At 64.6% G+C, this 23,134-nt stretch carries 28 protein-coding genes; all 28 read left to right on the forward strand.

Going from position 1 to position 23,134, the window contains the following annotated elements:
* Positions 1-7: 7 nt before the first annotated feature.
* The 28 genes from PKB_RS17395 (at position 8) to PKB_RS17525 (ending at position 23,118) form a co-directional block, all read left to right on the forward strand.
* Positions 8-883 (forward strand): ParA family protein, encoded by an 876-nt coding sequence (locus PKB_RS17395; RefSeq protein WP_011489277.1) that lies wholly within the window; start codon positions 8-10, stop codon positions 881-883.
* Positions 867-1,124: a hypothetical protein gene (locus PKB_RS17400; RefSeq protein ID WP_003460282.1), complete on the forward strand. Its 258-nt coding sequence runs from the start codon at positions 867-869 to the stop codon at positions 1,122-1,124. Before PKB_RS17395 ends, PKB_RS17400 begins: the two co-directional genes overlap by 17 nt.
* Entirely contained in the window at positions 1,117-2,769 is a 1,653-nt protein-coding gene (locus PKB_RS17405; protein ID WP_011489278.1) for a ParB family protein, read from the forward strand. The genes PKB_RS17400 and PKB_RS17405 overlap by 8 nt, the downstream gene beginning before the upstream one ends.
* Positions 2,770-2,784: 15 nt before the next feature.
* Positions 2,785-3,345, forward strand: a complete 561-nt coding sequence (locus tag PKB_RS17410) for a DUF2857 domain-containing protein (RefSeq protein ID WP_011489279.1) — start codon at positions 2,785-2,787, stop codon at positions 3,343-3,345.
* Positions 3,346-3,348: 3 nt separating this feature from the next.
* Positions 3,349-4,593 carry an STY4528 family pathogenicity island replication protein gene (locus tag PKB_RS17415; RefSeq protein WP_011489280.1) on the forward strand — a complete coding sequence of 415 codons (1,245 nt, stop codon included), beginning with the start codon at positions 3,349-3,351 and terminating at the stop codon, positions 4,591-4,593.
* 330 nt (positions 4,594-4,923) lie between these two features.
* Positions 4,924-5,703, forward strand: a complete 780-nt coding sequence (locus tag PKB_RS17420; protein ID WP_011489281.1) for a PFL_4669 family integrating conjugative element protein — start codon at positions 4,924-4,926, stop codon at positions 5,701-5,703.
* Complete coding sequence (locus PKB_RS17425; RefSeq protein WP_003460292.1) at positions 5,700-6,227, forward strand: DUF3158 family protein; 528 nt, start codon at positions 5,700-5,702, stop codon at positions 6,225-6,227. Before PKB_RS17420 ends, PKB_RS17425 begins: the two co-directional genes overlap by 4 nt.
* A 73-nt stretch (positions 6,228-6,300) precedes the next feature.
* Positions 6,301-6,741 carry a single-stranded DNA-binding protein gene (locus PKB_RS17430; RefSeq protein WP_011489282.1) on the forward strand — a complete coding sequence of 147 codons (441 nt, stop codon included), beginning with the start codon at positions 6,301-6,303 and terminating at the stop codon, positions 6,739-6,741.
* Between the two features lie 278 nt (positions 6,742-7,019).
* Positions 7,020-9,032 (forward strand): DNA topoisomerase III, encoded by a 2,013-nt coding sequence (locus PKB_RS17435; RefSeq protein ID WP_011489283.1) that lies wholly within the window; start codon positions 7,020-7,022, stop codon positions 9,030-9,032.
* A 536-nt stretch (positions 9,033-9,568) separates the two neighbouring features.
* Positions 9,569-11,170, forward strand: a complete 1,602-nt coding sequence (locus PKB_RS17440; RefSeq protein ID WP_011489284.1) for a DNA cytosine methyltransferase — start codon at positions 9,569-9,571, stop codon at positions 11,168-11,170.
* 244 nt (positions 11,171-11,414) lie between these two features.
* Positions 11,415-11,669: a hypothetical protein gene (locus tag PKB_RS30015; protein WP_197539229.1), complete on the forward strand. Its 255-nt coding sequence runs from the start codon at positions 11,415-11,417 to the stop codon at positions 11,667-11,669.
* A 19-nt stretch (positions 11,670-11,688) separates the two neighbouring features.
* A complete protein-coding gene (locus PKB_RS30020) occupies positions 11,689-11,973 on the forward strand; it encodes a hypothetical protein (RefSeq protein WP_242411178.1) in 285 nt (94 codons plus the stop codon).
* 330 nt (positions 11,974-12,303) lie between these two features.
* A complete protein-coding gene (locus PKB_RS17450) occupies positions 12,304-12,516 on the forward strand; it encodes a hypothetical protein (RefSeq protein ID WP_003290186.1) in 213 nt (70 codons plus the stop codon).
* A gap of 21 nt (positions 12,517-12,537) precedes the next feature.
* Positions 12,538-12,930: a hypothetical protein gene (locus PKB_RS17455; protein ID WP_011489287.1), complete on the forward strand. Its 393-nt coding sequence runs from the start codon at positions 12,538-12,540 to the stop codon at positions 12,928-12,930.
* Between the two features lie 172 nt (positions 12,931-13,102).
* Entirely contained in the window at positions 13,103-13,789 is a 687-nt protein-coding gene (locus tag PKB_RS17460) for a hypothetical protein (protein WP_011489288.1), read from the forward strand.
* Between the two features lie 79 nt (positions 13,790-13,868).
* Complete coding sequence (locus PKB_RS17465) at positions 13,869-14,606, forward strand: DUF5983 family protein (protein ID WP_011489289.1); 738 nt, start codon at positions 13,869-13,871, stop codon at positions 14,604-14,606.
* A 97-nt stretch (positions 14,607-14,703) separates the two neighbouring features.
* Entirely contained in the window at positions 14,704-14,982 is a 279-nt protein-coding gene (locus tag PKB_RS17470; RefSeq protein WP_003290191.1) for a hypothetical protein, read from the forward strand.
* Between the two features lie 286 nt (positions 14,983-15,268).
* A complete protein-coding gene (locus PKB_RS17475; protein WP_003290192.1) occupies positions 15,269-16,081 on the forward strand; it encodes a hypothetical protein in 813 nt (270 codons plus the stop codon).
* Between the two features lie 143 nt (positions 16,082-16,224).
* On the forward strand, positions 16,225-16,578 hold the full coding sequence (locus tag PKB_RS17480; protein WP_003290193.1) for a DUF3085 domain-containing protein: 354 nt from the start codon (positions 16,225-16,227) through the stop codon (positions 16,576-16,578).
* A gap of 145 nt (positions 16,579-16,723) precedes the next feature.
* Positions 16,724-17,566 (forward strand): phosphoadenosine phosphosulfate reductase domain-containing protein, encoded by an 843-nt coding sequence (locus PKB_RS17485; RefSeq protein WP_011489292.1) that lies wholly within the window; start codon positions 16,724-16,726, stop codon positions 17,564-17,566.
* Positions 17,567-17,613: 47 nt separating this feature from the next.
* Positions 17,614-18,081: an XF1762 family protein gene (locus tag PKB_RS30025; protein WP_242411177.1), complete on the forward strand. Its 468-nt coding sequence runs from the start codon at positions 17,614-17,616 to the stop codon at positions 18,079-18,081.
* 262 nt (positions 18,082-18,343) lie between these two features.
* Positions 18,344-19,261, forward strand: coding sequence for a DUF3577 domain-containing protein (locus PKB_RS17495; protein ID WP_003290197.1), 918 nt, complete (start codon positions 18,344-18,346; stop codon positions 19,259-19,261).
* 57 nt (positions 19,262-19,318) lie between these two features.
* Entirely contained in the window at positions 19,319-20,008 is a 690-nt protein-coding gene (locus PKB_RS17500; RefSeq protein WP_003290199.1) for a DUF3275 family protein, read from the forward strand.
* A complete protein-coding gene (locus PKB_RS17505; RefSeq protein WP_020207155.1) occupies positions 20,005-20,436 on the forward strand; it encodes a hypothetical protein in 432 nt (143 codons plus the stop codon). The genes PKB_RS17500 and PKB_RS17505 overlap by 4 nt, the downstream gene beginning before the upstream one ends.
* Before the next feature lie 96 nt (positions 20,437-20,532).
* Positions 20,533-20,940, forward strand: coding sequence for a hypothetical protein (locus PKB_RS17510; RefSeq protein WP_003460301.1), 408 nt, complete (start codon positions 20,533-20,535; stop codon positions 20,938-20,940).
* A 16-nt stretch (positions 20,941-20,956) separates the two neighbouring features.
* Positions 20,957-21,217, forward strand: coding sequence for a hypothetical protein (locus PKB_RS17515; RefSeq protein ID WP_011489294.1), 261 nt, complete (start codon positions 20,957-20,959; stop codon positions 21,215-21,217).
* Between the two features lie 76 nt (positions 21,218-21,293).
* Positions 21,294-21,944 carry a hypothetical protein gene (locus PKB_RS17520; protein ID WP_011489295.1) on the forward strand — a complete coding sequence of 217 codons (651 nt, stop codon included), beginning with the start codon at positions 21,294-21,296 and terminating at the stop codon, positions 21,942-21,944.
* Positions 21,945-21,984: 40 nt separating this feature from the next.
* Positions 21,985-23,118, forward strand: a complete 1,134-nt coding sequence (locus PKB_RS17525) for a DUF6094 domain-containing protein (RefSeq protein WP_267886376.1) — start codon at positions 21,985-21,987, stop codon at positions 23,116-23,118.
* The last annotated feature ends 16 nt before the right edge of the window (positions 23,119-23,134 follow it).

Genomic DNA, 23,134 nt, shown 5'->3' on the forward strand with positions numbered 1-23,134 from the left:
GAGCGCCATGCAGGTTGTATCCATCATCTCGACCAAGGGCGGCGTCGGCAAAACGACCACCGCAGCCAACCTCGGCGGTCTTGCCGCCGACGCGGGCTTGCGCGTACTGCTGCTCGACCTCGACGTGCAGCCCACGTTGTCGTCCTATTACGAACTGGCCCACCGCGCGCCCGGTGGCATCTACGAGCTGCTGGCCTTCAACGAGCGCGATCTCGACCGGCTCGTGTCCCGCACGAGCATCGCGGGCCTGGACCTAGTGCTCTCCAACGACCACCGAGGCGAACTGAACACCTTGCTGCTGCATGCGCCGGACGGGCGCCTGCGGTTACGCCATCTGTTGCCGGTGCTGGCGCCTCTCTATGACCTGCTGTTGATCGACACCCAGGGCGCGCGCAGCGTCTTGCTGGAGATGGCCGTGCTCGCGTCCGATCTTGCGCTGTCGCCCGTGACCCCGGAAATCCTCGCGGCCCGCGAGTTGCGGCGCGGCACCATGCAGTTGCTGGAGGACATCGCGCCGTACCGACACCTCGGCATCGAACCGCCGCCGCTGCACCTGCTCATCAACCGCGTCCACCCCGTGTCCGCCAACGCGCGGCTGATCCAGCAGGCCCTGCGCGACCTGTTCCAGGAGCATGCTGGCATCCGTGTGCTGGCTACTGACGTGCCGGCTATCGAAGCCTATCCGCGCGCTGCGACCCGCGGCCTGCCGGTGCATCGCGTCGAGTACCGACAGCCACCGGGCAGAGTCGCGCCAGCCGCTCTCGACACCATGCGCGCCCTTGCCAGCGAGTTGTTCCCGCAATGGCAGGATCAATTGGCCTTCGTGTCCGGCCGCCAGCAGCGTCCTTCTGAGACTGGGAGGCAGCATGGCAAGCGCACATGAACTGGCCCGCGGCCACAAGCGGCTACGCGTCCTGATCGAATTTGCGATCAGCGAAGGCTGGCACGTCAAACGCACACCGGGTGGACACCTCAAGTTCACCAAGGTCGGCTGCGCCGCGATCTACACCAGCTCGACCGCGAGCGACCACCGGGCGACCCTCAACGCCCGCGCGCAGATCCGCCGTGCCGAGCGCCAGGCCCAAGCCCAGGCCGCGAGCGTAAAGGAATGCGGCCATGGCTGATATGAGGTCCCAGGACATGGCTGGCAAGCTGCTTGCCGCCGGGTTCGAACGTAGCGGTCCATCCGCCACCGCCTTGAGCGACCCGATTGTCGACACGCCGATGGTCGTGACGTTGGACCAGTTGCGTCCCTACGATCACGATCCACGCAAGAAGCGCAATTCCGCCTACGAGGAAATCAAGGCTTCCATCCGTGAACGCGGCCTGGATGCGGCGCCGGCCATCACGCGCCGTCCAGGCGAAGATCACTACATCATCCGCAACGGCGGCAACACGCGGCTGGCGATCCTGCGTGAACTCTGGTCGGAGACCAAGGACGAGCGATTCTTCCGCATATCGTGCTTGTTCCGCCCCTGGCCCGCACGTGGCGAGATCGTCGCATTGACCGGGCACCTTGCGGAGAACGAGCTACGCGGCGGCCTGACGTTCATCGAGCGAGCCCTCGGCGTCGAGAAAGCGCGTGAGTTCTACGAAGAGGAAAGCGGCACCACGCTGAGCCAGTCCGAACTGGCTCGCCGCCTGGCCGCCGATGGCTACCCGGTACAGCAGTCGCACATCAGCCGCATGGTCGATGCGGTCCGCTATCTGCTGCCCGCGATCCCGACCGTGCTCTATGGCGGATTGGGCCGCCACCAGGTCGAGCGGCTATCGGTCATGCGCAAGGCCTGTGAGCGCACCTGGGAGCAGTACGCCAAAGGCCGCTCTCTTCCTCTGGATTTCGACGGCTTCTTTCAGGAAGTGCTGTCGCAATTCGACACGCAGGCTGACGAGTTTTCGCCGCAGCGAGTGCAAGACGAGCTGATCGGCCAGATGTCCGAATTGCTGGGCATCGACTACGACGTCCTGGCGCTGGACCTGACCGAATCGGAGAGCCGTCACCGTGCGTTGGTCAGCGACCCGACGCCGCCATCGGCGCCGCCCGCATTGCCTGAGCCTGGGGCCATCGCGCGATCGCCGGTTGAATCAGCACCATCCACTATCACGCCTGCACCACGTCCAGGCCATGCAGCGGCCGCGCCTACGCGGCGCGAGGACGACACGGCCCCGAGGGAGGCCTCCGCGGCCAGCCCTACGGCAGGGGTCGGCGATTTGCTTCAGGAGCACATCATCTCCCCGGCACCAACGACGGAGCGGCTCCAGTCCATCCAGCGCATGGTCGCCGATCAGTTAGGCGACGCGCTACCGCCCGATTTCTCAGCCAACGTATTGCAGTCGATTCCAGTGCAGGCCGGTGGCCTCTATCCCATCTCGGACATCTGGTATATCGACCCTGGACTGGATACGCCCGATCGGCTACGCATCCACATCGCGCAGTTCGCGCGCGAGATCGCAGGCGAGGCCGAGCTGGACGAGTACGTCGCGGATCGTCCCGATGGCATCGGGTTCGCGTGCCGCGCCCAGGCACGGCCTTCGTCGCCCCTGGGACGCGCCGTGCTCGCGCTGCTGGTTTCTCTGGCCGGTCAGACGCCGGCCGACGTCGGCTTGGACAGCGGGCAAATCGTCACCGACCTGCCGGCACTGCTGCACGGCCAGGACGATGCGGCCTTGCGATTGAGCGACACCGCGCTGGTCAAGCTGTTCCGACTGCTGCGGTTGGCCCGACGCCTCCTGGACCTGGAAGCCGGCGCTGTCGGTTCTGGGACCTGAACGAGGGTTGCCAGCATGTCCGCACCGAACCCACTCAATCAGGCCGTCCTCGCCCAGGCGCTCTACGACCTGCGCAACGGCCAATTGCGTCGATGCAAGGCGATGGGGTTCGGGGAGGAAGAGTTGGATGCGCTCAAGCATCCAGCGCTCATCAGCGTATTGGCCAATGCCAACGTCTCCTGGTGCTCTGTCTCCGTGAACCGCGAAGTGCTCCGACGCTTGCTCAAGCAGGCGCAGGACGTGGAGAAGGAGATCGCCACCGTCGATCGCATGCTGCGCCTGGGCGCCAGTACGGAAATGGTGAGTCGCTTCTACGGGCTTACGCATCAGGAAGTCGCGCTACGACGCGAAGTTCTCGGTCTGCCCAAACGCAAGGGGCGCCATCCGGTTCTGGACGAGGAGCAGGACACGGAACTGTGGCGGCGCTGGAAGGCCGTGACCAGCAGCAGGAATGTCGATCTGGAGGACGAAACCTCGGTCCTTGATGCGGCAATGGACCTCGCCGAAGGCATGGAACTGCCGCTGTCGGTGGTCTGGGCTGCGATCAAAGGCTGGATCGATCAAGGATTGGGTTGAGTTATGGCCGTGGATGACTCAGCACCACGAGCATCACGCCATGGCCCCGTCGCCCTCGCTGATCTGTTCAACAGCGCGCTGAAAGACCTTGCGCCCAAACCCCGGGCGCCCGCATCCGCACCTGCATCTGCACCGTCGCCTGGGTCAACATCTGGTGACGGTTTCCTTTTCAGCGGCAATCGTCACGAGAGCGTGCCGCGGCGGCTCTTTCTCGACCGACGCCTGACACCGCTGGAGCGCAATGCGTGGCAAGTGTTTCGGATGATGCTCAACGAGGATGGCGTCACTGCGTTTCCGACATATGAGCAACTTCGGCCATGGCTCGCGTCAACACCCTGCGCTGGACAAGCCTCCCACGAGACCGTCGCACGCGCGCTGACGCTGTTGCGCCTGACACGCTGGTTGAGTCTCGTGCGGCGCAGACGCGACCCCAAGACCGGCCGTATTCTCGGCAACCTCTATGTTCTGCACGACGAGCCCTTGACTCCATTCGAGGCGATGCAGCTCGACGCAGACTACTTGCAGCTCGTCAGCCAGGCTCTGGGCCACTCGGCCAAGGCCGTTCAGGTCGTGGGTCTGCACACCCTCAAGGAGATCGCCGAAGACCCGTTGCTGTCCGGCCGCACGCTGCCCTCGCGGCTGCAGGTCCTTGCCGAACGCCTCGCCAGCCAGGGCATCGGGACGCAAGAGAGTTATCCACAGGAGGACATGGTTCACGATTCCGAAGAAGGGGCTCCAAGCCTTCTTCGGAATCCCGAGCACCCGTCTTCGGAATCCGAAGCAGGGCCGAAACCCGCGTCAGACGGCTCTCTTCGGAATCCGAAGCAGGACCGTACTGTACGTAGTAGTCGTATTAATGAAGTACGTACTACCGCGCGCGAGCGTGGGCAGGTGCGCGCGATGCAAGGTGTCCGCTTGCCTGATCGCTTCCTTGGTTTGAAAGAAGAGCAGCAGGCCGGGGCGATGGTGGCATTGCAGCAGGTCGATGTCCCGCTGCGTCAGGCCGTGCTGGACGAATGGGCCGATCGTTGTCGCGGCAACACCATCCGCAACCCGGCCGGCTACCTGTTCGGCATCATCCAGCGCGCCATCCGTGGCGAGTTCAACGCGTGGGCCAAGCAGGCTGGCGCGACAGCACCCCCCACCGCCGCGCGAGATGCGCCGTCTGAGGCACCACGCAATGTGGTTCCACCCGAGGTGGCCAAACAGCACATCGAACGGCTGCGTGACCTTCTGCGCAAGAGCTGATCGTTACGAGCGGCATGGTCATGAAGCAGACATCCGTGGCCGTCAGTAGAGCTATCCCCAGGGGATAGATGTAATGCAAGGCGTAACGCCGACAGGTACGGCCCGGTACTTTCGTCCACCGCACTGCGATGGCGCCGGTTTCAGGAGCGACGCTGACATTCGCGCGAACAGTGCTCCATGGCGTTTGATGGAGCTATCCCCTGGGGATAGCTCGTGCCTCGGGCTGGCACTGCCATGACAACCGGGGACTGATTCATTTCGGTTTGTTGACTGACTGCCTTCCGTTGCGTGTCGATCCTGACGGCTCCTTTTCCACAGCGGGCGGTCACCATGGCAACCAACGAACCTTTACAACTCAATCTCGGCTCCTTGCGCAGCGCGATGTCGCTGACGCTTCACACCCACCACGCCTCGCGCATCTGGCATGGGCGTGCCGCCGCTGAGGGGCGGCCGGGCATTGTCGGGCTCAACGGCTACATCGCCGTGATGAACAAGATGAAGCGCGGATCGGAGCAAGACGACCCGTACAGCGACTGGTGGATGTTGCGCATCGAGGAAAAGCTCGACCAGACCAAATCCACGCTGCAATCGCTGCGCGAGCAAGTTGACCAGGCGCTGGCCGGCGTACCCGCAGCATTGAGCCTGGGCGAAAACCTCAACGTGCAGCCGGTGAAGCTCCCCTTATTTGTGAACGCGCAGCTCGGCTTCGCGGCGGTCTATCTCCTGGCCGACTACGACGACATCGCCCGCAAGTTGATCCTCGCCCATCACACCGCGCTGATCGATCGCTCGACATTGGAGCGATGGCTCAACGAAGGCGCCCACGCGCTGCGCAGCCTGTTCAGTCTGGCGCAGCAGTACCGCTACTCGGGCTGCACCCGGGACGACTTCGCGGCCAAAAATGCCGCAGCACGGGCGGCGCTGGAGAAGTTCGGCGAACTGCCCCAGGAGGTGCTCGAAGGCACACGCCGTTCGAAGTTTGCGCCGCCCATCGCGCGCCGTGGCCTGCAACAGCGCAGCGATGGTTCTGCCGCAGCGCCTCCGTCCGGCGATGAAGCCATCACCGCCGAGCCATCCGAAACCGCAGCCGGTGAGGACGAACCGGCATGAGCGATCTGAACCAACCGATCCGCTACTTCCGGGGCCTGCAACAGGAAGCCTTCATGCGGCTGGAACACGCGGCCTCTCTAAAAGGCCTTTTAAAGCCTTTTAAAGGTAAAGGGGACTTCGAGGCCTGGGCCAGCCAGTGCTTCGCCATGCGCGACGAACTGATTGGCTTGGCGCAGCGACAGGTGCTGCAACAGGCAGTCGGGCATCCCTTCCACCTGCTACCCATCGAGCTGGCCCAGCAGACAACTGGCGCGGGAACGACGTTCCTTCGCTGGCGCAAGCACGACCGCTCGGCCATGGGCGTAGCCCTGTGGCAGGAGCTGATGGCGAGCACCAGCACGCCGGCCAACCTGCTGGCCGACCTGCACGCGATCGAGCTGCAGCGCATCACGTTGAACATGCAGATCAGCCTGCTGCACACCTTGGGCAGGCAGGCGCAGGAATGCGCCAGCAAAGCGGCCGAGGCAGACAACGCCTACCTGCGCCGGCTCACGTCCACCCCACCCGCAATGCGCGATCGGTGATTGCGCCAGCCATCCCAGCACGCGCCCGGCGCCGACGAGGCACGGGTATTTCAACCACCACGGAGATCACACCATGAGCACGCATTTTTCTGGCGAAGGCAACATCGGCTCGCCACCGGAGTACCGCGAATTCCCCAATGGCAACGACGAGCCCACCCGCCTGCTGCGCCTGAACGTCTATTTCGACAACCCCGTTCCCAAGAAGGATGGCACCTTTGAGGACCGTGGCGGCTTCTGGGCGCCGGTGGAAATCTGGCACCGCGACGCCGAGCACTGGCAGCGCCTCTACCAGAAGGGTATGCGGGTGCTGGTGATCGGCCGCATGGAGCGCGAGCCTTGGACGGACAACGAAGATCAGCCACGCGAGACCTGGCAAGTCAACGCGCGCAGCGTCGGCATTCTGCCGTACCGCATCGAGTCTGTGGTCCTCAGCCCGAAGCCACAGGAGGCAGAACCGAAGCCGCAGGCCGACCAGGAATCGACCGCGCCGAAAGAGACGAAGCGCAGGAAGTGACCCGGCACGGAGGGCGGCTGCCGCGGTGCTTAGCCGCCCTCCATGTGCCGCGAGCTATCCCCAGGGGATAGCTCCATCAACGTCCACTGACTTCCACGCGTACCCGCGAATCGCCGCTCCCGACCCGCATACCTCCGGCCACTCGCCATCCCCGCACAAGCCCTTCCATCCGTGAAAGCGGTCGCCGCCGCGTGCCGCTTGTTTGCTGCTGCTCCTGGTGGTGCTCGGCATGCTCGATCCCAGCAACTCCATGAACCACGGGAATCGGATGGACGGATATGCGGCTGTTCTTGTGCGAGAAGCCCTCCCAGGGCAAAGACATTGGCCGGATTCTCGGCGCCACGCAGCGCGGTGAAGGCTGTCTCAACGGTTCCGGCGTCACTGTCACCTGGTGCATCGGCCATCTCGTAGAAGCCGCTGCGCCCGAAGCCTACGACGAGCAGTTGAAGCGCTGGTCCATTGAGCAGTTGCCCATCATTCCCCAGAATTGGCGGGTCGAGGTCAAACCGAAGACCGCCACGCAATTCAAGGTCGTCAAGGCGCTTCTGGCGAAGGCGACCCAGCTTGTCATCGCCACCGATGCCGACCGCGAAGGCGAGTTGATCGCTCGCGAGATCATCGAACTGTGCGGCTACCGCGGCCCCATCGAGCGGCTATGGTTGTCGGCACTCAACGATGCGTCCATCCGCGCCGCACTGGGCAAGCTCAGGCCATCGGCCGAGACGCTGCCGATGTACTACTCGGCGCTGGCACGATCGCGGGCCGACTGGCTCGTGGGAATGAACCTCAGCCGCCTGTTCACCGTGCTCGGTCGACAAGCGGGCTACGACGGCGTGCTGTCGGTCGGCCGCGTGCAGACACCGACGCTCAAGCTCGTGGTGGACCGCGACCGCGAAATTGCGGCCTTCGTGTCCGTACCGTACTGGGCCATCGACGTGTCCCTGTCCGCAAGCGGCCAGTCTTTCACCGCGCAATGGGTTCCGCCCGATGCCTACACCGACGACACGGGCCGCTGCCTGCAGCAGCCGGTCGCACAGCGGGCCGCGCAGCAGATTCGCGGCGCGGGCAGCGCGCAGGTGGTGTCGGTCGAGACCGAGCGCGTGCGCGAAGGCCCGCCGCTGCTGTTCGACCTGGGCACCTTGCAGGAGGTTTGTTCCAAGCAACTTGGGCTGGACGTGCAGGAAACCCTGGAGATCGCCCAGGCCCTGTACGAGACGCACAAAGCCACGACGTACCCGCGCTCGGATTCCGGCTATCTGCCCGAAAGCATGTTCGCCGAGGTGTCCACGGTTCTCGACAGTCTGCTCAGGACCGATCCCTCGCTGCGCCCGATCATGGACCAGCTCGACCGCTCCCAGCGCTCGCGTGCATGGAATGACGGCAAGGTCACGGCGCACCACGGCATCATTCCGACGCTCGAACCAGCGAACCTCTCGGCCATGAGCGAGAAGGAGTTGGCGGTGTACCGGCTGATCCGGGCGCATTACCTCGCGCAGTTCCTCCCTCACCACGAGTTCGATCGCACCGTGGCGAACCTAGCCTGCGGCCAGCAGAAACTGGCGGCCACGGGCAAGCAGGTCGTGGTGAAGGGCTGGCCCCTGGTACTGACCGAGCCTCAGCCCGACGAGGACGGCGACGCTGCGGCGCGCAGCCAGGTGCTTCCCGCGCTGCGCGAGGGCTTGGCATGTCTGGTGGCCGACGTCGATCTGAAGGCGCTCAAGACGCTGCCACCCAGGCCGTACACGCAGGGCGAACTTGTCAAATCCATGAAGGGAGTCGCCAAGCTGGTGACGGACCCGCGCCTGAAGCAGAAGTTCAGGGACACGGTCGGCATCGGCACCGAAGCGACGCGAGCCAACATCATCAGCGGCCTGATCGCACGCGGCTATATCGTGAAGAAGGGGCGCGCCATCCGCGCATCCGATGCTGCTTTCACACTGATCGACGCCGTGCCCGCGGCGATCGCCGACCCTGGCACTACCGCTGTCTGGGAACAGGCGCTCGACATGATCGAAGCTGGACAGCTTACGCTGGACGTATTCATCGGAAAGCAGGCTGCATGGATTTCGCAGTTGATCGCGCAGTACAGCATCGCGTCCCTGTCCATCAAGGTTCCCCAAGGGCCGGCATGCCCGCAGTGCGGCGCACCCACGCGTCAGCGCAGCGGCAAGAGCGGCCCGTTTTGGTCGTGCAGTCGTTACCCCGACTGCAAAGGCACGCTGCCGGTCGAATCCGGCACGTCCAAGCGCGGTGCCTCGCGCCCGCACCGCAGCGGCCGCCAAGGTTCCTGACCCGACCCCGTTCCCCGTGAGCCGTGCCCGCCATCGGCGGCGTGGCCCTTGTCCCGCACGCCCTGCGGGACGCCCAGCGCGCAACGCCTTCTTGATCCGTGCGCGCGTCCCGCCTGGCCGCTCCGGCCACGGGACCTGAAGGTAGCTTCTCCGCGAACCGCATCCCGCGCGTTCTGCTGATCTGCATTTCTTCCGCCCACTGCGAAGGGTCTCCCGATGGCTTGTCGAACTGCACGAGCCACCCGGAGACCGTTCGTGGTCAGCGGTATTCGGTGCCGGTGCCCGCCGGCGCAAAAACGGGCTCCCTTTGTGCGCGGATGTGCGCCAGACGATGCCGGCCCCAGCCACGACATGGGCCGGGTGTGATTGCTGACAGCAGACGGTTTTAGCGACGACCGGGCCTGCCAATCAGCCCACGGGTGGTTCCTCTTTCCTCCCGAGCCGAAGGCCGCAGGGCCTTCGGCGCCTTTCTCCTGCCCATCAATGTCCCGGCCCCCCGCCCAACGGCCCTGGGCCACACGAACAGGAGACCCGACATGAACCCCCATCCTTGCCCCCCAACACACGGCAGGCCGCGCAACGCGCCGCTGCTCTACGGCAGCGTGTGCAGCGGCATCGAGGCCGTGAGCCTCGCCTGGCAACCCCTCGGCCTCGAAGCTGCGTGGTTCGCTGAGATCGAGCCGTTCCCGAGCGCCGTGCTCGCCCATCGTTACCCCCACGTGCCCAACCTGGGCGACATGACTGCGATCGCCCGCCAGGTGCGCGCCGGCACCGTGCCGGCGCCCGACATCCTGGTCGGCGGCACACCGTGCCAGTCGTTCAGCGTAGCCGGCGCGCGCCAGGGACTGAATGACCCGCGCGGCGCCTTGACCCTTGCCTATGTGGAGCTTGCAAATGCCATCGACCAAACCCGCCACCAAGACCGCCGCCCGTCGGCAACCCTCGTCTGGGAAAACGTCCCCGGCGTCCTCAACGACCGCAGCAATGCCTTCGGGCATTTCCTGGGCGCACTGGCCGGAGAAGGCTGTGCGCTCCAACCGCCAGGGGAAAAATGGGCGCACGCAGGTTGTGTGTCTGGACCCCGGCGCCGCATCGCCTGGCGCGTGCTCGACGCTCAATATTTCGGTGTCGCCCAACGCCGCAAGCGTGTGTTTCTTGTGGCAAGTGGTGGAGATGGCCTCGATCCCGTCGAAGTACTTTTTGAGCGCACAGGCCTGCTCGGGGATTCTTCTGCGGGCAGCGCGCCGTGGCAAGAAGCTGCCCGTGCTGCTGGATCGGGTGCTGAAGCAGCAGGCGGATACGCAGGACTGAAGCAGCCCTACGGCACGGTCACGATGACCTTCGGATTCAGTGGCGGCACCGGCCCCGTCGATGTGGCGGCATGTCTCATGGCCGCAGGCCCCAAGCACGACATCCGCACGGAGACGTTCATGGTGCAGTCGATCGCCGGCAGCATCGCCCACACCCTCGACACTGCCAACGGCGGCAAGGGCAGCAGCGAAGACGGTACGGGCAAGGGTGTGCCGATCATCGCTTTCACCGCGCAGGGCAGCGGCGCGGATGCCACGATGGATCGGGCTCCGACGCTGCGTGCAGGTGGGCACCGCAACAGCCATGCGAACGCCGGTGTCGTGCCCGCCATCGCCTTCGCGCAGAACAACCGCGGCGAAGTGCGTTTCGAGTCGGGCCATGGGCAGGTAGCTTGCACCGTCCTTTCCAACGGCAAGCCGGGCTATGGCGTGCCGATGGTGGCCTGCGTTGCCCTGCGGGGACGGCAGCAGGGTCTTACCGCGGAACTGGGCGGCGGCGTATCGGACGCACTGCGCACCAGCGGCGGCGGCGCTGACAAGCCCCATGTGCTGGCACCCGACTTCGAGGCGCATTTCCGTTACGACTGGAGCGAGCCCGGCCCCGGCGACTGGTCGCACTGGCGGGTGCGGCGGCTAATGCCCGTGGAATGCGAGCGGCTGCAAGGCATGCCCGACGACTACACGCTGATCCCGTACCGCGGCAAGCCCGCCGCGGATGCTCCGCGCTACAAGGCAATCGGCAATTCCATGGCGGTGCCGTGCGTTGCGTGGCTTGGCCAGCGGCTGGTGCAGTGCCTGCACAAGACGGGATCGACAGCTCCGGATTGATGCACGACGTCGCCAGCGGGCCACGCCATTCTTCCTCCTGCATTGCCGACGTGTCGGCAGCAGCCAGCAGCCGGGGTGTCCAGGCTGCCGTGGGTTCTACCCGCGCCACCCACCAGTTCGCCTCGGCATCTCACCGGCGAACGCTGCCCACCGGGGCATCGATGCCTCTTTTTTTCCAACCCACGGGATGGCCGCCACGTCCCGTCGGGGGCATGTCGCCACCCGGTCGATTTCAGGACTTCCCATGGATAACATCACCAAGCAAGACCGCATCACGCTGAAGAACCTCAAGGTGGCCGACTTCGCCAGCGAGGAAACGATGTGCTTCAGCGCCACCGTCGTGTTCGACGGCACTCCCATCGCCGAGGCCCGCAACGACGGCCACGGCGGCTCGACGTTCGTCCACGCGCTCAATGGCAAGGCGGCGCTGCTGGCGCAGGCCGAAGCCTTCGCCAAGGGCCTGCCGCCTGCACCGCTCGACCTCGGTCCACGAGGGTGAAGACCCTCATTACATCGACATGACGCTCGACTTCCTGATCGATGAACTGGCCGATGCCATGCACGCCGAGCGCAAGGTGCGAGCCGCGTTCAACCGCGACATCGGCAACAAGGTGCTGTTCATCAAGGACGGCAAACTGCTGTTCATCAAGGGCATCAAGCTCAAGGCCATCGCCGACCGCAAAGCGTATTTCGCTTCGCTGCGCGCCCGACAGGCCCAACCCATCGTCATCCTCGCCGAGCTTCCGCCCGAGCAAGCATTTGACCTGTGGAAGCAGCATGTCCTGGGCGACAAGCCCGCCTGACCCAGCGCCGACGCCCCCTCCTGACAGCCCCGCACTCGATGCGGGGCTTCTTTTTTTCGGTGCCCATCAATCGGGGCTGGGCCGGATGCCGTTTTCCAACTGACGCAGCGCGGCCCGCGCACGAAGCTGCCCGCATGTTCGCTGATTCGTCAGCACATGCCAGCAGCCAGGGTTTCAGGCTGCCGCGGGTCTCTCCCGCGTTGCCCACCAGTCCGCATCGCATCAAGTCTGCGGACGCGCGTCCCCGTGACGTCGATGCTTTTTATCAACCGCGTGCGGGAGCTGCCATCCCGTGAGGGACGAGGCCCCGCTTTTCCAAGGAGCCCGTCCATGTCCCAGCAAGCCTCTTTCGGCCAACTGGCCCTGACCTACTGCGGCAAGTTTCTGCCGCTCGAAGTCCTGCAAAGCGCCGCCGGTCACTACATCGGCACGCGCGATACCGAAGGCCCCGTTTCGCGGGAATCCCGCGAGTACTTCCGCAGCTATGCCGCGGCTCAACGTGCCCTCGAAAGAGGCGGCTGGTCCCAGCTCGCCATTCCCTGATCCAACTGGAGGAATCACGTCATGAACCAGCTACTGCCGCGGGAAATCGTCGATCAGATCATGCGGGAAGAACAGCATTTCGCTGCCGCGCCCCAAGCCTTCTTCGAGGCCTGGAAGCGCGGTGTCGAGATCGCTGGCCCCGAATGGTTCGGTGACGGCACCCGTGAAGGTCTGAACCAGGCCAAGAGCAAGTGGGATCTGCGTCCCAACATGCTGCAGCTCAACGATGCCCTCGGCGTCCTGAGCAGCGGCGAACGCATGTTCCTGTCCGCCATGGTCAGCTTCTACAACGCGCGCGAGGGCGGTGCCATGCTCAAGCGCTGCCACTTCAACGGACTGTCGGACTTCGACGGTCTCGATCTGCAACGCCGCAAGGTCATCGCCGACCTGCTGGTGAACTACAACGGCTGGTGAGCCGGTCCCCGGCGCACCACTGCTTTTCGTTCCCCCCGAGAGGGACATGCGCCCACAAAGCCATGTTCCTCAATTTCTTCGCCATCGCCCAGCGCCAACGGCCTCGGGCTATTACTTGCGGATGCCACCGTCCGCATGGGCTGGCTCCGCTCACTTCTCGAAAGGAGCCACCATGGCAAACAACTACTACGAGGGCACGGGCGTTCTCATGCTTGATCGTGTTACCCCCGTCATCAAGGCGCTGTTCGGCGTCTTCGCATTGGATGAAAGCTATCCCGGCAACGGGCATGCCTACATCGCCAGGATCGCCGAGACCAATTATCCGCAATGGTCGAATGTGCTGGGCGGCCTGGAAGACCTCGCAGCGCAACTCGGCATACCCATGCCCGACGACGAAGGCTTGTCGATTCCTCCACTGCTCGAACTGCTGGCCGTGCACTTCGGAGCCGACCAGGATCAGGAACTGCAGAACCTGATCGAACAACACCAGTTCGAGGACAGCGCCGATCTGGAGGCCTTACTTCTGATCGCAACCTGCTTCGACGACGGCCATGACCTGACCGCCATCCAGTTCGAGGGCTGCTGGTATTGCAGCAAGCCAAGGCTGTTCGAGTTCGGCGGCAGCGGCTGCTACCTGAGCCGCGAGGTCCAGGTCTTCAGAACGTCCTCGCAGGCACTCCAACTCGGCGACCAACTGCGCAAAGCCATTAAGGCCAGCGACATCGAAGAGGCCTCGGCGTTGATCGCACTGGAGGCCGCCAATCTGCTCGCGGGCATCAACGACGAGCATTTCCGCCTGAATGTGCGCCATCGCATCGCCGAACGGCTGGCCCAGACGCCAACGATCAGTGCCGACTGACGCATTTTCTCTTTTCAACCCACCGGGTCCAATTCCCGGTGGCGGGGATTGGCTCCATTATTCAATCTGGAGAAATCCCATGTCCCAAAATCCCAATCCCTTTGTCCGCGGCTACTGGAATCTGAAAATCGTCCGCACGCTGTCCATCAGCTACGAGGACGGAAGCCCGCATGTGTGGCGAGCCATCCACGTGAGCCAACAGCACCTCTCCGATGAGGAACTGGTTTCTTCCCCCTGCATCGTCACCAGCGAGTTCGCGGTGGTCAGGAATGGCACTGAACCTGTCAGCGCCGAACTGATGGCCGAATGCAATGCTGTTGAAGGCGTCAGCGGCGAAGGCGTAGTTGGTGCCGTGGTCTATGCCATTCATGGCGACGACTTCGACGGCCGCCCGATCCACGTCGGTGACACTTATTCGGCCGAAGCCGCGCGAGACGTGGTGCAGCGGTTGAGTTTCGAGACCGGCTATTACAGCCGATGCTGGGAAATCAGCAGCGCGCACATCAGCCGGAAAACCGGCCAGTACCTCGCCAACCTGGCAGACCTCGCCACGCCGGAGGCCTTTCTGTTCATCGCCTTCCGGGTTCCGTACAGCCCGGCGATCGGCGTCAAGCTGATTTCCACGCCCTGGACGGACCAGAACCTGGAGCATGCCGAGGGCATCGGCGCGGAGCAGCTTCGACAAGAGCACCGGAACAAGGGCATGCCGGACGACCTGGCGAACATCCTTGAACTGGCTGGCCAGGCCGATGTGCGCATTCTCATCCTCGACGCTGATGCGCCCGCGCTACTGGGCTTGCCGCTGGCCGAGTCCTAGCAGTCGCGCCACGCACCATTCTTCCTCTTTGTTCTCCCCCATGTCAGCCCGTCTCCCACCCGGAGCTGGGCTGATCCATTTTCATAGGAGCAACCTCATGTTCCCCGACCTCATCTCGCATGCACCCGACTTCGAGCACCAGCTCGGAGCCTGCGTCAACGCCATGAGCCAGGACGACGCCATCGGCCAGATCCTGGTATTCGAGCGCACGAGAGGCATGCTACACATGCGCCATATCGCCAGCGCCGACCTGGTGGACAGCGACATTGACGACTACGAAATGGTCGTCTTCGACGGTGGCAACACCAGCGGCGACACGTGGAAGCACGTGTTCTTTCCACGTCAGCGCGAACACTATTTCGTGTACGAAGCCTGATCCATCCAGCCCCTTTCGAGGGGCTTTTTCTTGCCCGCAGCGCAGGAAACCGGGTGCGGCGCGGTGCCGTTTCATGCGGGTGAGCCGCCCATTCCGAGGCCATCCTTGCCCCATGTTCGTCGGCGTTGCCGACACATGCCCAGACAGCCGAGACCTTCAAGGCTGCAAGTGCGGGAAACCGTGCTGGTCTTTTTTCTTATCGGACGTTCCGCGTCCATCCACGCCACCCACAAGGGATCTCTCCCTTGCGGGCGGGAATCCCTTGTCCTTCCTCAAGGAGATTCCCATGGACCGTTCCCTCATCAAATCCATGATGCCTTCGCTTGTCGCAGGCCATGTGCCCCGCAACGTGCGGTCGTTCAAGTACCGCGTGTTCGATGATCAGCCGCAGTCCTCGACGCTGGGCTTCGCCATCGATCCCCAGCCCTTCGACGGCAAGGTGGTCGCGGCGACTGACGATGCCATCGTCGTCAAGCTCAAGCCATCCGAGTTCGCCGTGCTCGATCCCAACCTTGTCACCTCTGTTCCCAGCGAAGGCGCCAAGGTGCGTGTCCAACCCTACGCACGGCGCCGTTTCGACGGCCTGCGCGCGGACACCCCGGAAGAGCGCACGGAGATGACGTCCGACGGCATTCCCTACACCGTCAAGACGCACATCCTTGGCTCCGCGCCCGCCAAGCTGCCCATCCCCAAGCCGCAGTGCATGGAACTGGGCCAGCTCATCGAACAACTGGAGGAAATGCCGGCGCCCGATGGCTTCCGGCGGATCACCCACATGCTGGTCGATGCAGGTGCACGGGATTTCACCTGGGTCGATCCCAAGCCATCCAAGATCATCGAGACGCCTCCGGCGATCAGCTTCACGACCTCGACCGCGAAGTTCAAGGGTCGCGTCACGGTGCTGTACGACCGCGGCGGCGACGCCTACGTGGTGGAACTTCACCGCGATGGCGAATTGGTCGATCGGTACGACGAGGTGTATTTCGACATGCTTGGCGCAGTGTTGGAGCGGCTCATCGACGATGGTCGCTGGCGCCTGATCGACGTGAGCGTGATCGACACCAAGGCTCCCCGGCAGCGCCAAGCGGTGCCGGCATGACGCCTCGAAACGAAGCCAGGCAACTCCACGACTGACCCGAGGTTCCCGCCACGGCGGTTCAGTCCATCCGGCCAAGTGCCGCACAGGCTCTCCATCCATTCGGTGGAGAGCCTTTTCTCTAATCCGTACAGGAGATTTCAACCATGTCACTGCGATTCAAGGGCGCCGACCTGCGCCCTGTGTTGACCGAAGCGATCGCCAACCAGTGCCGAGCCGTCCTCGTCAAGGACCAAGGCGTGTACATCCTCGCCGAGCGCGGGGAACGCCGCCCGGACGGACGCCAGAAGTTGCTGGCCTATGCAGTCGGCTGCGACCCGGATACCGATCCGTTCGATGACTGGTGGTTCCTCGCCCAACGCGAGCTGGGCGGCGACGACTTCGCCGAGTACTTCGACCCGAAGGACGGCGTATTCACCCGCATCTTGCACACAGCGGACGATCTGATGCTGTCGGCCACCGCCACCCACTTGTCGTTGGAGGTCGTGCCTCCCGTTTAAAGCAGCAGCACGTCCTGCTCAGCCCCCGGTTCCCCGGGGGCTTTTTTCCTCCGCACAGCGGCTATGTCCCCGCGTGCGCGCTCGTCTCCGGCCGCCAAGGCCTGCCTCGCCGGCCAGCCCGCCGGCATGCCACTGGAGACGACGCATGCACGACCCGTTCAAGATCACCCAGCCCACCTGCATCAGCTTCAGCGGCGGGCGCACGAGCGCCTACATGCTCTGGCGCGTGCTGCAGACCAATGGCGGCCTGCCTGCCGATACCGAGGTCTGCTTCGCCAACACGGGCAAGGAAGTCGAAGCGACCTTGCGCTTTGTGCGCGATTGCGCCGAGCACTGGCAGGTGCCGATCCGCTGGCTCGAATACGTGCCCATGGAACCGGGCTTCGCTCTGATCGACTTCGATCGGGCCAGCCGCCAGGGTGAGCCGTTCGAGGCGCTGATCCGCAAACGCCAGTACCTGCCCAATCCCGTTGCGCGGGGCTGCACGACCAGCCTGAAGATTCGCCCGATGCACCGCTTCCTGCGGCATCAGGGATGGACGGACTGGGACCAGATGATCGGCATCCGCGCCGACGAGCAGCGACGCGTCTCCAAGATTCGTGCGCGCGGCCACTCCACCGAATCGACCCACGAGACCATGTGCATGCCGCTGGCGGATGCCGGCGTCACCGTGCGCGACGTGAGCGCGTTCTGGCAGGCGCAGCCGTTCGACCTCGACCTGCTGACGGTGAACGGACGCACGCTCGAAGGCAACTGCGACCTGTGTTTCCTCAAGCCGCGTGGGCAGCGCCTGGCCCTTATCAAGGCCCGGCCCGAGGCCGCCGTGTGGTGGATTCGCATGGAATCCCTGAACCTCGCGAGCAAGCCCAGCGGCGCCCGGTTCCGCGCCGATGGCCCCAGCTATGCCGATCTGGCGCGCTTCGCTGCCGACCAGGGCGATCTGTTCGATGGCGCCGAGGAAGCCATTGCCTGCTTCTGCGGCGACTGATGCGCATGGACAGGCCATTGATCGCGCCACGGCTGCAACTCCTGCCCGTGTCGCTACGGGTCGCTAATGGCTTTGTACAGGACCACCACCGCCACCACCGCCCGGTCCAAGGGGCGAAGTTCGCCCTGGCCGTTGCCCCGCGCGGCAGCGATTGCATCTGCGGTGTGGCCATCGTCGGTCGCCCGGTCGCGCGGCACTTGGACGACGGCTGGACCCTCGAAGTAACGAGGCTATGTACCGACGGTGCGCCGAACGCCTGCAGCAAGCTCTATGGCGCCGCTTGGAAGGCGGCCAAGGCCCTCGGCTACACGCGGCTGATCACCTATACCTTGCCCGAGGAAGGTGGTGCCAGCCTGCGCGCCGCCGGCTGGCGGCTGGTCGGCACGCGCGGCGGCGGCGCTTGGAGCCGTCCCAGCCGTCCCCGCGCCGACACCCCCGACCACCTGCGCGGCCCCAAGTGCCTGTGGCAGGCATCGGGCGGCGTGGACAAAGGGAAACGTCTGGGTGCCGATTGATTGCTGTCGCGCGCGCGGAGCCCGGCCATGCTGCCCCCATGCCTGCTGACGTTGTCAGCGACATGCCAGGCAACCATCGGTCATCGAGGTTGCGGCGCAGTTCCCACTGCGTGACCGAGCCAGCTCGCACCGCATCCGTCCGCGAGCGGCCACCAGTCTCTGGTGGCGGATGCTTTCGCCTTATCAACCCACCGCGGGGTTACGCACCTTCCCCGCATGCGTGGGCCTGGTGTGTCTCCGCTTCTTCCAATGGAGATTCACCATGAACACCACTTCCAACGAGAAATCATACTTCGACCTTCACACCTCGGGCATCGGCTACATCCAACGTGCCCGCGAAGTGCCTGTCCGGGGCGGCCGCCGTGCGCAGCCCTTCCTGGCATGCACCATCGCCGCACTGGTCGGTTCCGCCAAGGATCCCAGTTACCGCTACTTCGACGTCAAGGTCTCGGGTGCCGAGGCCAAGAAACTGGTCCAGCGCTACATCGGCGTTGACGATCCCAAGCAGCGCCCGCTGGTGCGCTTCCGCCTCGGCGACCTGTGGGGCGATGCGTACATCCGCGACAAGGGTGAGCACAAGGGCCAGGCCGCCGCGTCCCTCAAGGCGCGACTGCTCAAGGCCGAGCCGCTCGACCGGGCCGAACTGGCTTCGATCAAGCAGCACGAGCTGATCACCCGCGGCATCGGCTACCTCAGCCGTCCGAAGGACGTCACCCGCAAGGATGGCGATCCGTTCCTGTCGTGCAGCGTCGCGGCGCTGGCCGGGCCTGTCGGTGAACCGGAATATCGGTACTTCGACACCATCGTCGCTACCCCTGAAGCCGAGCACCTGGTTCGCCGGTGCGTGCAGGCCATCGAAGGGGACCGCAAGGTGCTGATCGCCTTCCGTCTGAACGACATGAAGATCGATCCGTACATCCGCACCAAAGGCGAGCGCGCCGGGGAACCGGGAGCGAGCCTTGAATCGACGCTGGTCCACATCGGTCTCATCAAGATCGACGGCACCCAGGTCTATCCGACGAGCCAGGCGCAAGCCGAGGCGCCGCAGGCCGAGGACGCACCCGCGCCCGAAGCCGAGGTTGCCGCCGAAATCGCTGCCGACCAATCTGCCGAACCCGCCGAGCGCGAGCCGGAAGGTGAAGCCGAGGAGCAGGAGCCGGAACTGGCTGCTTCGTTCTGATCCGGCATGGCCCCTCACGGGGCCTTGCCTTTTTCCTATTTCCCAAGGAGAACCATCATGGCAGCCACATCGGCACCTACGAGATCAGTCCTGCCCATCGTCGTCCCGGGCCAGCTCACGTTGCGGACCATCCGCGGCAAGAACGGCCCGTTCACGGTCGGTCGTCTGACCACCCCCATCGGCGAGTTCGCCGTCAAGGACGCGGAGCTGGAGCAGTACCCCGAAGGCAAGTACGACGGGGAATTCGTCATTCGCTATATCTTCGCCAAGTCCTATCCGGTCGCGGGCGGCGCGCGGTTTGAAGTTCGCGCCAACCTCGACGGTATGACGCTCAACGGCATCGACAAACTGAGCCGTGACGAGGCCCGGAGCTTCGCCACCCAGGAGGTCGATCCCCTTGACGAAGAGCAAGGGACGCAGCCTGCGGCAACGCCGGCCAAACCTGCCAAAACATCCAGGCCCGCCAAGCCCGCACCCGTGCTGGCGTCTGCGGACCCGCTGGTCGATACCACGCCCTTCGGTGTGGATGCGCCGACACCCGCTGCGGCTGCTGCCCCCGGCAGCACCGAAGATGGCGACGCTGCACTGTTCGGCCTGCTGTGGCCGCTGGGAGAATCCGTAAAGCTGGATTCGACCATCGACCGCCGCACCCTGCGCGCGCAGATCGTTCGCCTGGGCGAACTTGGCTACGCGCTGGACTTCAAGACCCAGGAGTGGAGCCGCCAGGCCGAACTGCAACCTGCGTGATCGCAGACGCCGCATCCGCGGTGTTCTTCATCCACCCGCCGGGGTTCTTTCCCCATGCGGGGGAGACCCTGGCCTTTTCTTTGGAGGTCTCCATCATGTCCAACATCGCTTCAGATACCCACCGTTCCGCACTGGATGAAACCGCGTGGCGGGCTGTCTGCGAGACGGCTGCCAAGCAAGCCATCCATGGCTGCGGACAGTCTCACGACTGGTACGTGGAACGGTTCAGTTCAGAAGTTGACGCGCAAGTACATCGGTTACCCGAGCATCAGCAGGCATATGCCCTGCAGATAGCAGAGGAATACGGGGACTACGCAACACCCGCCGAAAGGCAGGAGACTCAGGACTGGAATGCCGAAAACGGCATTTGCATGCACGGCATCGATCGGGATTGCTGCCCGGCCGGTTGCGGTGATCTTGAGTACTGACACGCGACTTCATCGCTGCTAACGCGGCATTCCATCACCCGCTGGGGGTTCTCCCCCGCGGGGAGGCCTCCGGCTCCACTTTTCAGGAGGCCTTTCATGGGCTGGTATTTCTCCCCCCAATCGCGATCTGAACTGATCGCGGAACTGATCGCACCGCAAGAGACCGAGCGCGCCAGCGTCAAGGTCATCGCCCACGCGCTGCGTGGCAACGTCCTCTGGTCCGTCGCGGAAGTGACGGCCAAGGTCGAAGGCGTGCATCGTGATCTCGCACCGGGTCAATCCCTGCGCTACATCCGCTGCGATCTGCTTGAACGCGGCGGAAGCCAGTGGGGTTACAAGCCACTGGAAGAGTCCATGCACCCGTACTACTACTCGTGCCCGCTGTCTTATCTGGATCTCGCACCGGAGCAGTCCGCCGAATGGCGTGCAGGCGTTCGCGCCCACCACGCGCGGCGGCGCACACCGACGGCTTCCACGGCACCCGCCGCAGCGCTGTTGGTCTGAGCCAGGAGGAACCGACATGGACCCGATCCTGGCTGCGCTCCCGCCCGCGTTGTTGAAGCTCGTCGAAGGGAGTCTGTCCAACGACGAAGTTTCTTCCGACGAGGAAATGCTGGCGTACTTCATCAGCGACGGCCTCACCGAGGATCAGGCGCGGCGGGCACTGACCTACCGCGACCAGTACCTCAACAACATCTACCTGGACGGCTTCACGCCGATTACCGCGGTGGACAAGGCACTTCACTTCAACCCGCACACCCGGCAGTTCGAGCCGGACTGAGCGGTTTTCTTCCACCCCTTGGGGCAGTACTTGCCCCAGCGGGCGGTGCTGTTCCCGTTCATCCGAGGACACCACCATGCCCGCAGACACTTCTTCCACCACGCTTTACCGCATCGACGAATGCCCCGACGTGATGGCCGACGCTTGCGTCGGCGATGACCAAGGCAACCTCGTCTTCCTCTCGATCTGGGCGCGGGACACCGCCGTCCAGCAGTTCCTCGCTCGCCTGACCCTCGGGCGCGACGAGCAGGGACTGGACCAGTTCCACGTCATCACCGACCAGGGCGGCAGCGTCCCGGTGTTCATCGGCAACGTCGATCGTCTGGAAAAGCGCATGACTCGCGCCTACCGACGAACGCTGTTCGGATCGCTCTCCAACGTGTGGCTGTTCGATCGCCGCTGCGTGAAGCCCGACAAGGCCAACGCCAGCGCGCTCGCACTGCTGCCACGCGGCAACGCCCACCGGCTTGACCGCATGTGGACGCTGGTGCGGGACACCTGCCCGTTGCCGCTGCTCGATCACTGGCGCGAGACCGTGCTGGAACTGCTGCAAACCCGCGAGATGCTGGCCCGCCTTCCGTTCGCCCTCGGGCCACTGGAAGGTCATCGGCTCGCCATCGACGTGCCGGCGCTGACCCTGGCGCTGGGCACCTTGATCCGCAGTGACGTACTCACCGCCTATCCCTATCCGGCCAAGATTTGGACGCCGGAAGCGGTAGCGGCTTGACCCACCCGCGGAAGCACGCCTCTGCGTGCTTCCGCCTTTCATCCCCGCCAACCAGGAGACTTCCATGGCCCTCATGTTCCCGCGGCTCGCCCGCAATTTCGTGAAAAACGGATACTTCCCCACGGATGAACCCACGCTCGAAAGAGCCCTCAACGCACTGATGCCCAGCGACGGGTCGATGTGCATCCTCGATCCCTGCGCAGGCGAAGGCGTGGCGATCGCCGAAGCTGCTCATGCCCTCGGGCGCGAGCAGGTAAAGGCGTTCGCGGTCGAGTTCGACGCCGAGCGGGCACGCCATGCCCGCGGCCTGGTCGATCATTGCCTGCATGCGGACCTCATGGACGCGATGATCTCCAAGCAGTCGTTCGGGCTGCTCTGGCTCAACCCACCGTATGGCGACCTGTCCAAGGACGTCAACGGCAATATCGGTTATCAGGGACAGGGCCGTGCCCGCCTCGAAAAACTGTTCTATCAGCGCAGCCTGTCGCTGTTGCAGTACGGCGGCGTGCTGGTCTTCATCGTCCCCGGCTACGTGCTCGACGCGGAGCTGGTCGGCTGGCTGACGCGCCACTACACCGACCTGCGGATCTACCGAGCGGTGGAAACGCAGTTCAAGCAGGTGGTGATCTTCGGTCGCAGGGTGCGTCAGCGCGAGCAGGCACCCGATGGCGTCAAGGCCGTGCGCAATCTGCTGCTGCAGGTTGGGCTTGGCGAAGTCGAAGCCGAGGAACTGCCGAGCGATTGGCCGTTCCTGCCGTACATCGTCCCCGCCAGTCCGGCCGAGCCGGAGCATTTCTTCCGCGTGACGATGGAGCCGGAGCAGTTCGCCGATGAGGTTGGTCGGCTGCAAGGCCTCTGGCCGTCGCTGGACACGCACCTGGGGGCCGCGCAGCAATCGCTGCGTCCACCGGCGCGTGCCTTGTCCCACTGGCATCTCGCCCTGGCTCTGGCCGCGGGCGCGATCTCGGGGGTTGTGCGCTCCAAGACCGGGCGCGTGCTCGTCGTCAAAGGTGACACCCACAAGGACAAGACGCTCCAGCGGGAATTCACCGAACGCGAAGACGGCTCCATCGCCGAGACCCGCATCCTCACCGACAAGTTCGTGCCTGTCATCCGCGCGTGGGACATGACGCCTAGCTCCGCTACGCGGGGCGAGGTGTTGACCATCCGCTGATCGCTTTTCACCGACG

The sequence above is a fragment of the Pseudomonas knackmussii B13 genome (assembly GCF_000689415.1).
GTDB classification, from domain to species: Bacteria; Pseudomonadota; Gammaproteobacteria; order Pseudomonadales; family Pseudomonadaceae; genus Pseudomonas; species Pseudomonas knackmussii.

Excerpts from the sequence above, each read along its gene's own strand:
- PKB_RS17475 (WP_003290192.1), top strand. The coding sequence starts at position 15,269 with ATGGACCGTTCCCTCATCAAATCCATGATGCCTTCGCTTGTCGCAGGC.
- PKB_RS17480 (WP_003290193.1), top strand. The coding sequence starts at position 16,225 with ATGTCACTGCGATTCAAGGGCGCCGACCTGCGCCCTGTGTTGACCGAA.
- PKB_RS30015 (WP_197539229.1), top strand. The coding sequence starts at position 11,415 with ATGGATAACATCACCAAGCAAGACCGCATCACGCTGAAGAACCTCAAG.
- PKB_RS17405 (WP_011489278.1), top strand. The coding sequence starts at position 1,117 with ATGGCTGATATGAGGTCCCAGGACATGGCTGGCAAGCTGCTTGCCGCC.
- PKB_RS17450 (WP_003290186.1), top strand. The coding sequence starts at position 12,304 with ATGTCCCAGCAAGCCTCTTTCGGCCAACTGGCCCTGACCTACTGCGGC.
- PKB_RS17455 (WP_011489287.1), top strand. The coding sequence starts at position 12,538 with ATGAACCAGCTACTGCCGCGGGAAATCGTCGATCAGATCATGCGGGAA.
- PKB_RS17460 (WP_011489288.1), top strand. The coding sequence starts at position 13,103 with ATGGCAAACAACTACTACGAGGGCACGGGCGTTCTCATGCTTGATCGT.
- PKB_RS17400 (WP_003460282.1), top strand. The coding sequence starts at position 867 with ATGGCAAGCGCACATGAACTGGCCCGCGGCCACAAGCGGCTACGCGTC.
- PKB_RS17485 (WP_011489292.1), top strand. The coding sequence starts at position 16,724 with ATGCACGACCCGTTCAAGATCACCCAGCCCACCTGCATCAGCTTCAGC.
- PKB_RS17495 (WP_003290197.1), top strand. The coding sequence starts at position 18,344 with ATGAACACCACTTCCAACGAGAAATCATACTTCGACCTTCACACCTCG.
- PKB_RS17515 (WP_011489294.1), top strand. The coding sequence starts at position 20,957 with ATGGACCCGATCCTGGCTGCGCTCCCGCCCGCGTTGTTGAAGCTCGTC.
- PKB_RS17520 (WP_011489295.1), top strand. The coding sequence starts at position 21,294 with ATGCCCGCAGACACTTCTTCCACCACGCTTTACCGCATCGACGAATGC.
- PKB_RS17510 (WP_003460301.1), top strand. The coding sequence starts at position 20,533 with ATGGGCTGGTATTTCTCCCCCCAATCGCGATCTGAACTGATCGCGGAA.
- PKB_RS17420 (WP_011489281.1), top strand. The coding sequence starts at position 4,924 with ATGGCAACCAACGAACCTTTACAACTCAATCTCGGCTCCTTGCGCAGC.
- PKB_RS17395 (WP_011489277.1), top strand. The coding sequence starts at position 8 with ATGCAGGTTGTATCCATCATCTCGACCAAGGGCGGCGTCGGCAAAACG.
- PKB_RS17430 (WP_011489282.1), top strand. The coding sequence starts at position 6,301 with ATGAGCACGCATTTTTCTGGCGAAGGCAACATCGGCTCGCCACCGGAG.
- PKB_RS17415 (WP_011489280.1), top strand. The coding sequence starts at position 3,349 with ATGGCCGTGGATGACTCAGCACCACGAGCATCACGCCATGGCCCCGTC.
- PKB_RS17410 (WP_011489279.1), top strand. The coding sequence starts at position 2,785 with ATGTCCGCACCGAACCCACTCAATCAGGCCGTCCTCGCCCAGGCGCTC.
- PKB_RS17425 (WP_003460292.1), top strand. The coding sequence starts at position 5,700 with ATGAGCGATCTGAACCAACCGATCCGCTACTTCCGGGGCCTGCAACAG.
- PKB_RS30020 (WP_242411178.1), top strand. The coding sequence starts at position 11,689 with ATGACGCTCGACTTCCTGATCGATGAACTGGCCGATGCCATGCACGCC.
- PKB_RS17465 (WP_011489289.1), top strand. The coding sequence starts at position 13,869 with ATGTCCCAAAATCCCAATCCCTTTGTCCGCGGCTACTGGAATCTGAAA.
- PKB_RS17440 (WP_011489284.1), top strand. The coding sequence starts at position 9,569 with ATGAACCCCCATCCTTGCCCCCCAACACACGGCAGGCCGCGCAACGCG.
- PKB_RS17435 (WP_011489283.1), top strand. The coding sequence starts at position 7,020 with ATGCGGCTGTTCTTGTGCGAGAAGCCCTCCCAGGGCAAAGACATTGGC.
- PKB_RS17500 (WP_003290199.1), top strand. The coding sequence starts at position 19,319 with ATGGCAGCCACATCGGCACCTACGAGATCAGTCCTGCCCATCGTCGTC.
- PKB_RS17470 (WP_003290191.1), top strand. The coding sequence starts at position 14,704 with ATGTTCCCCGACCTCATCTCGCATGCACCCGACTTCGAGCACCAGCTC.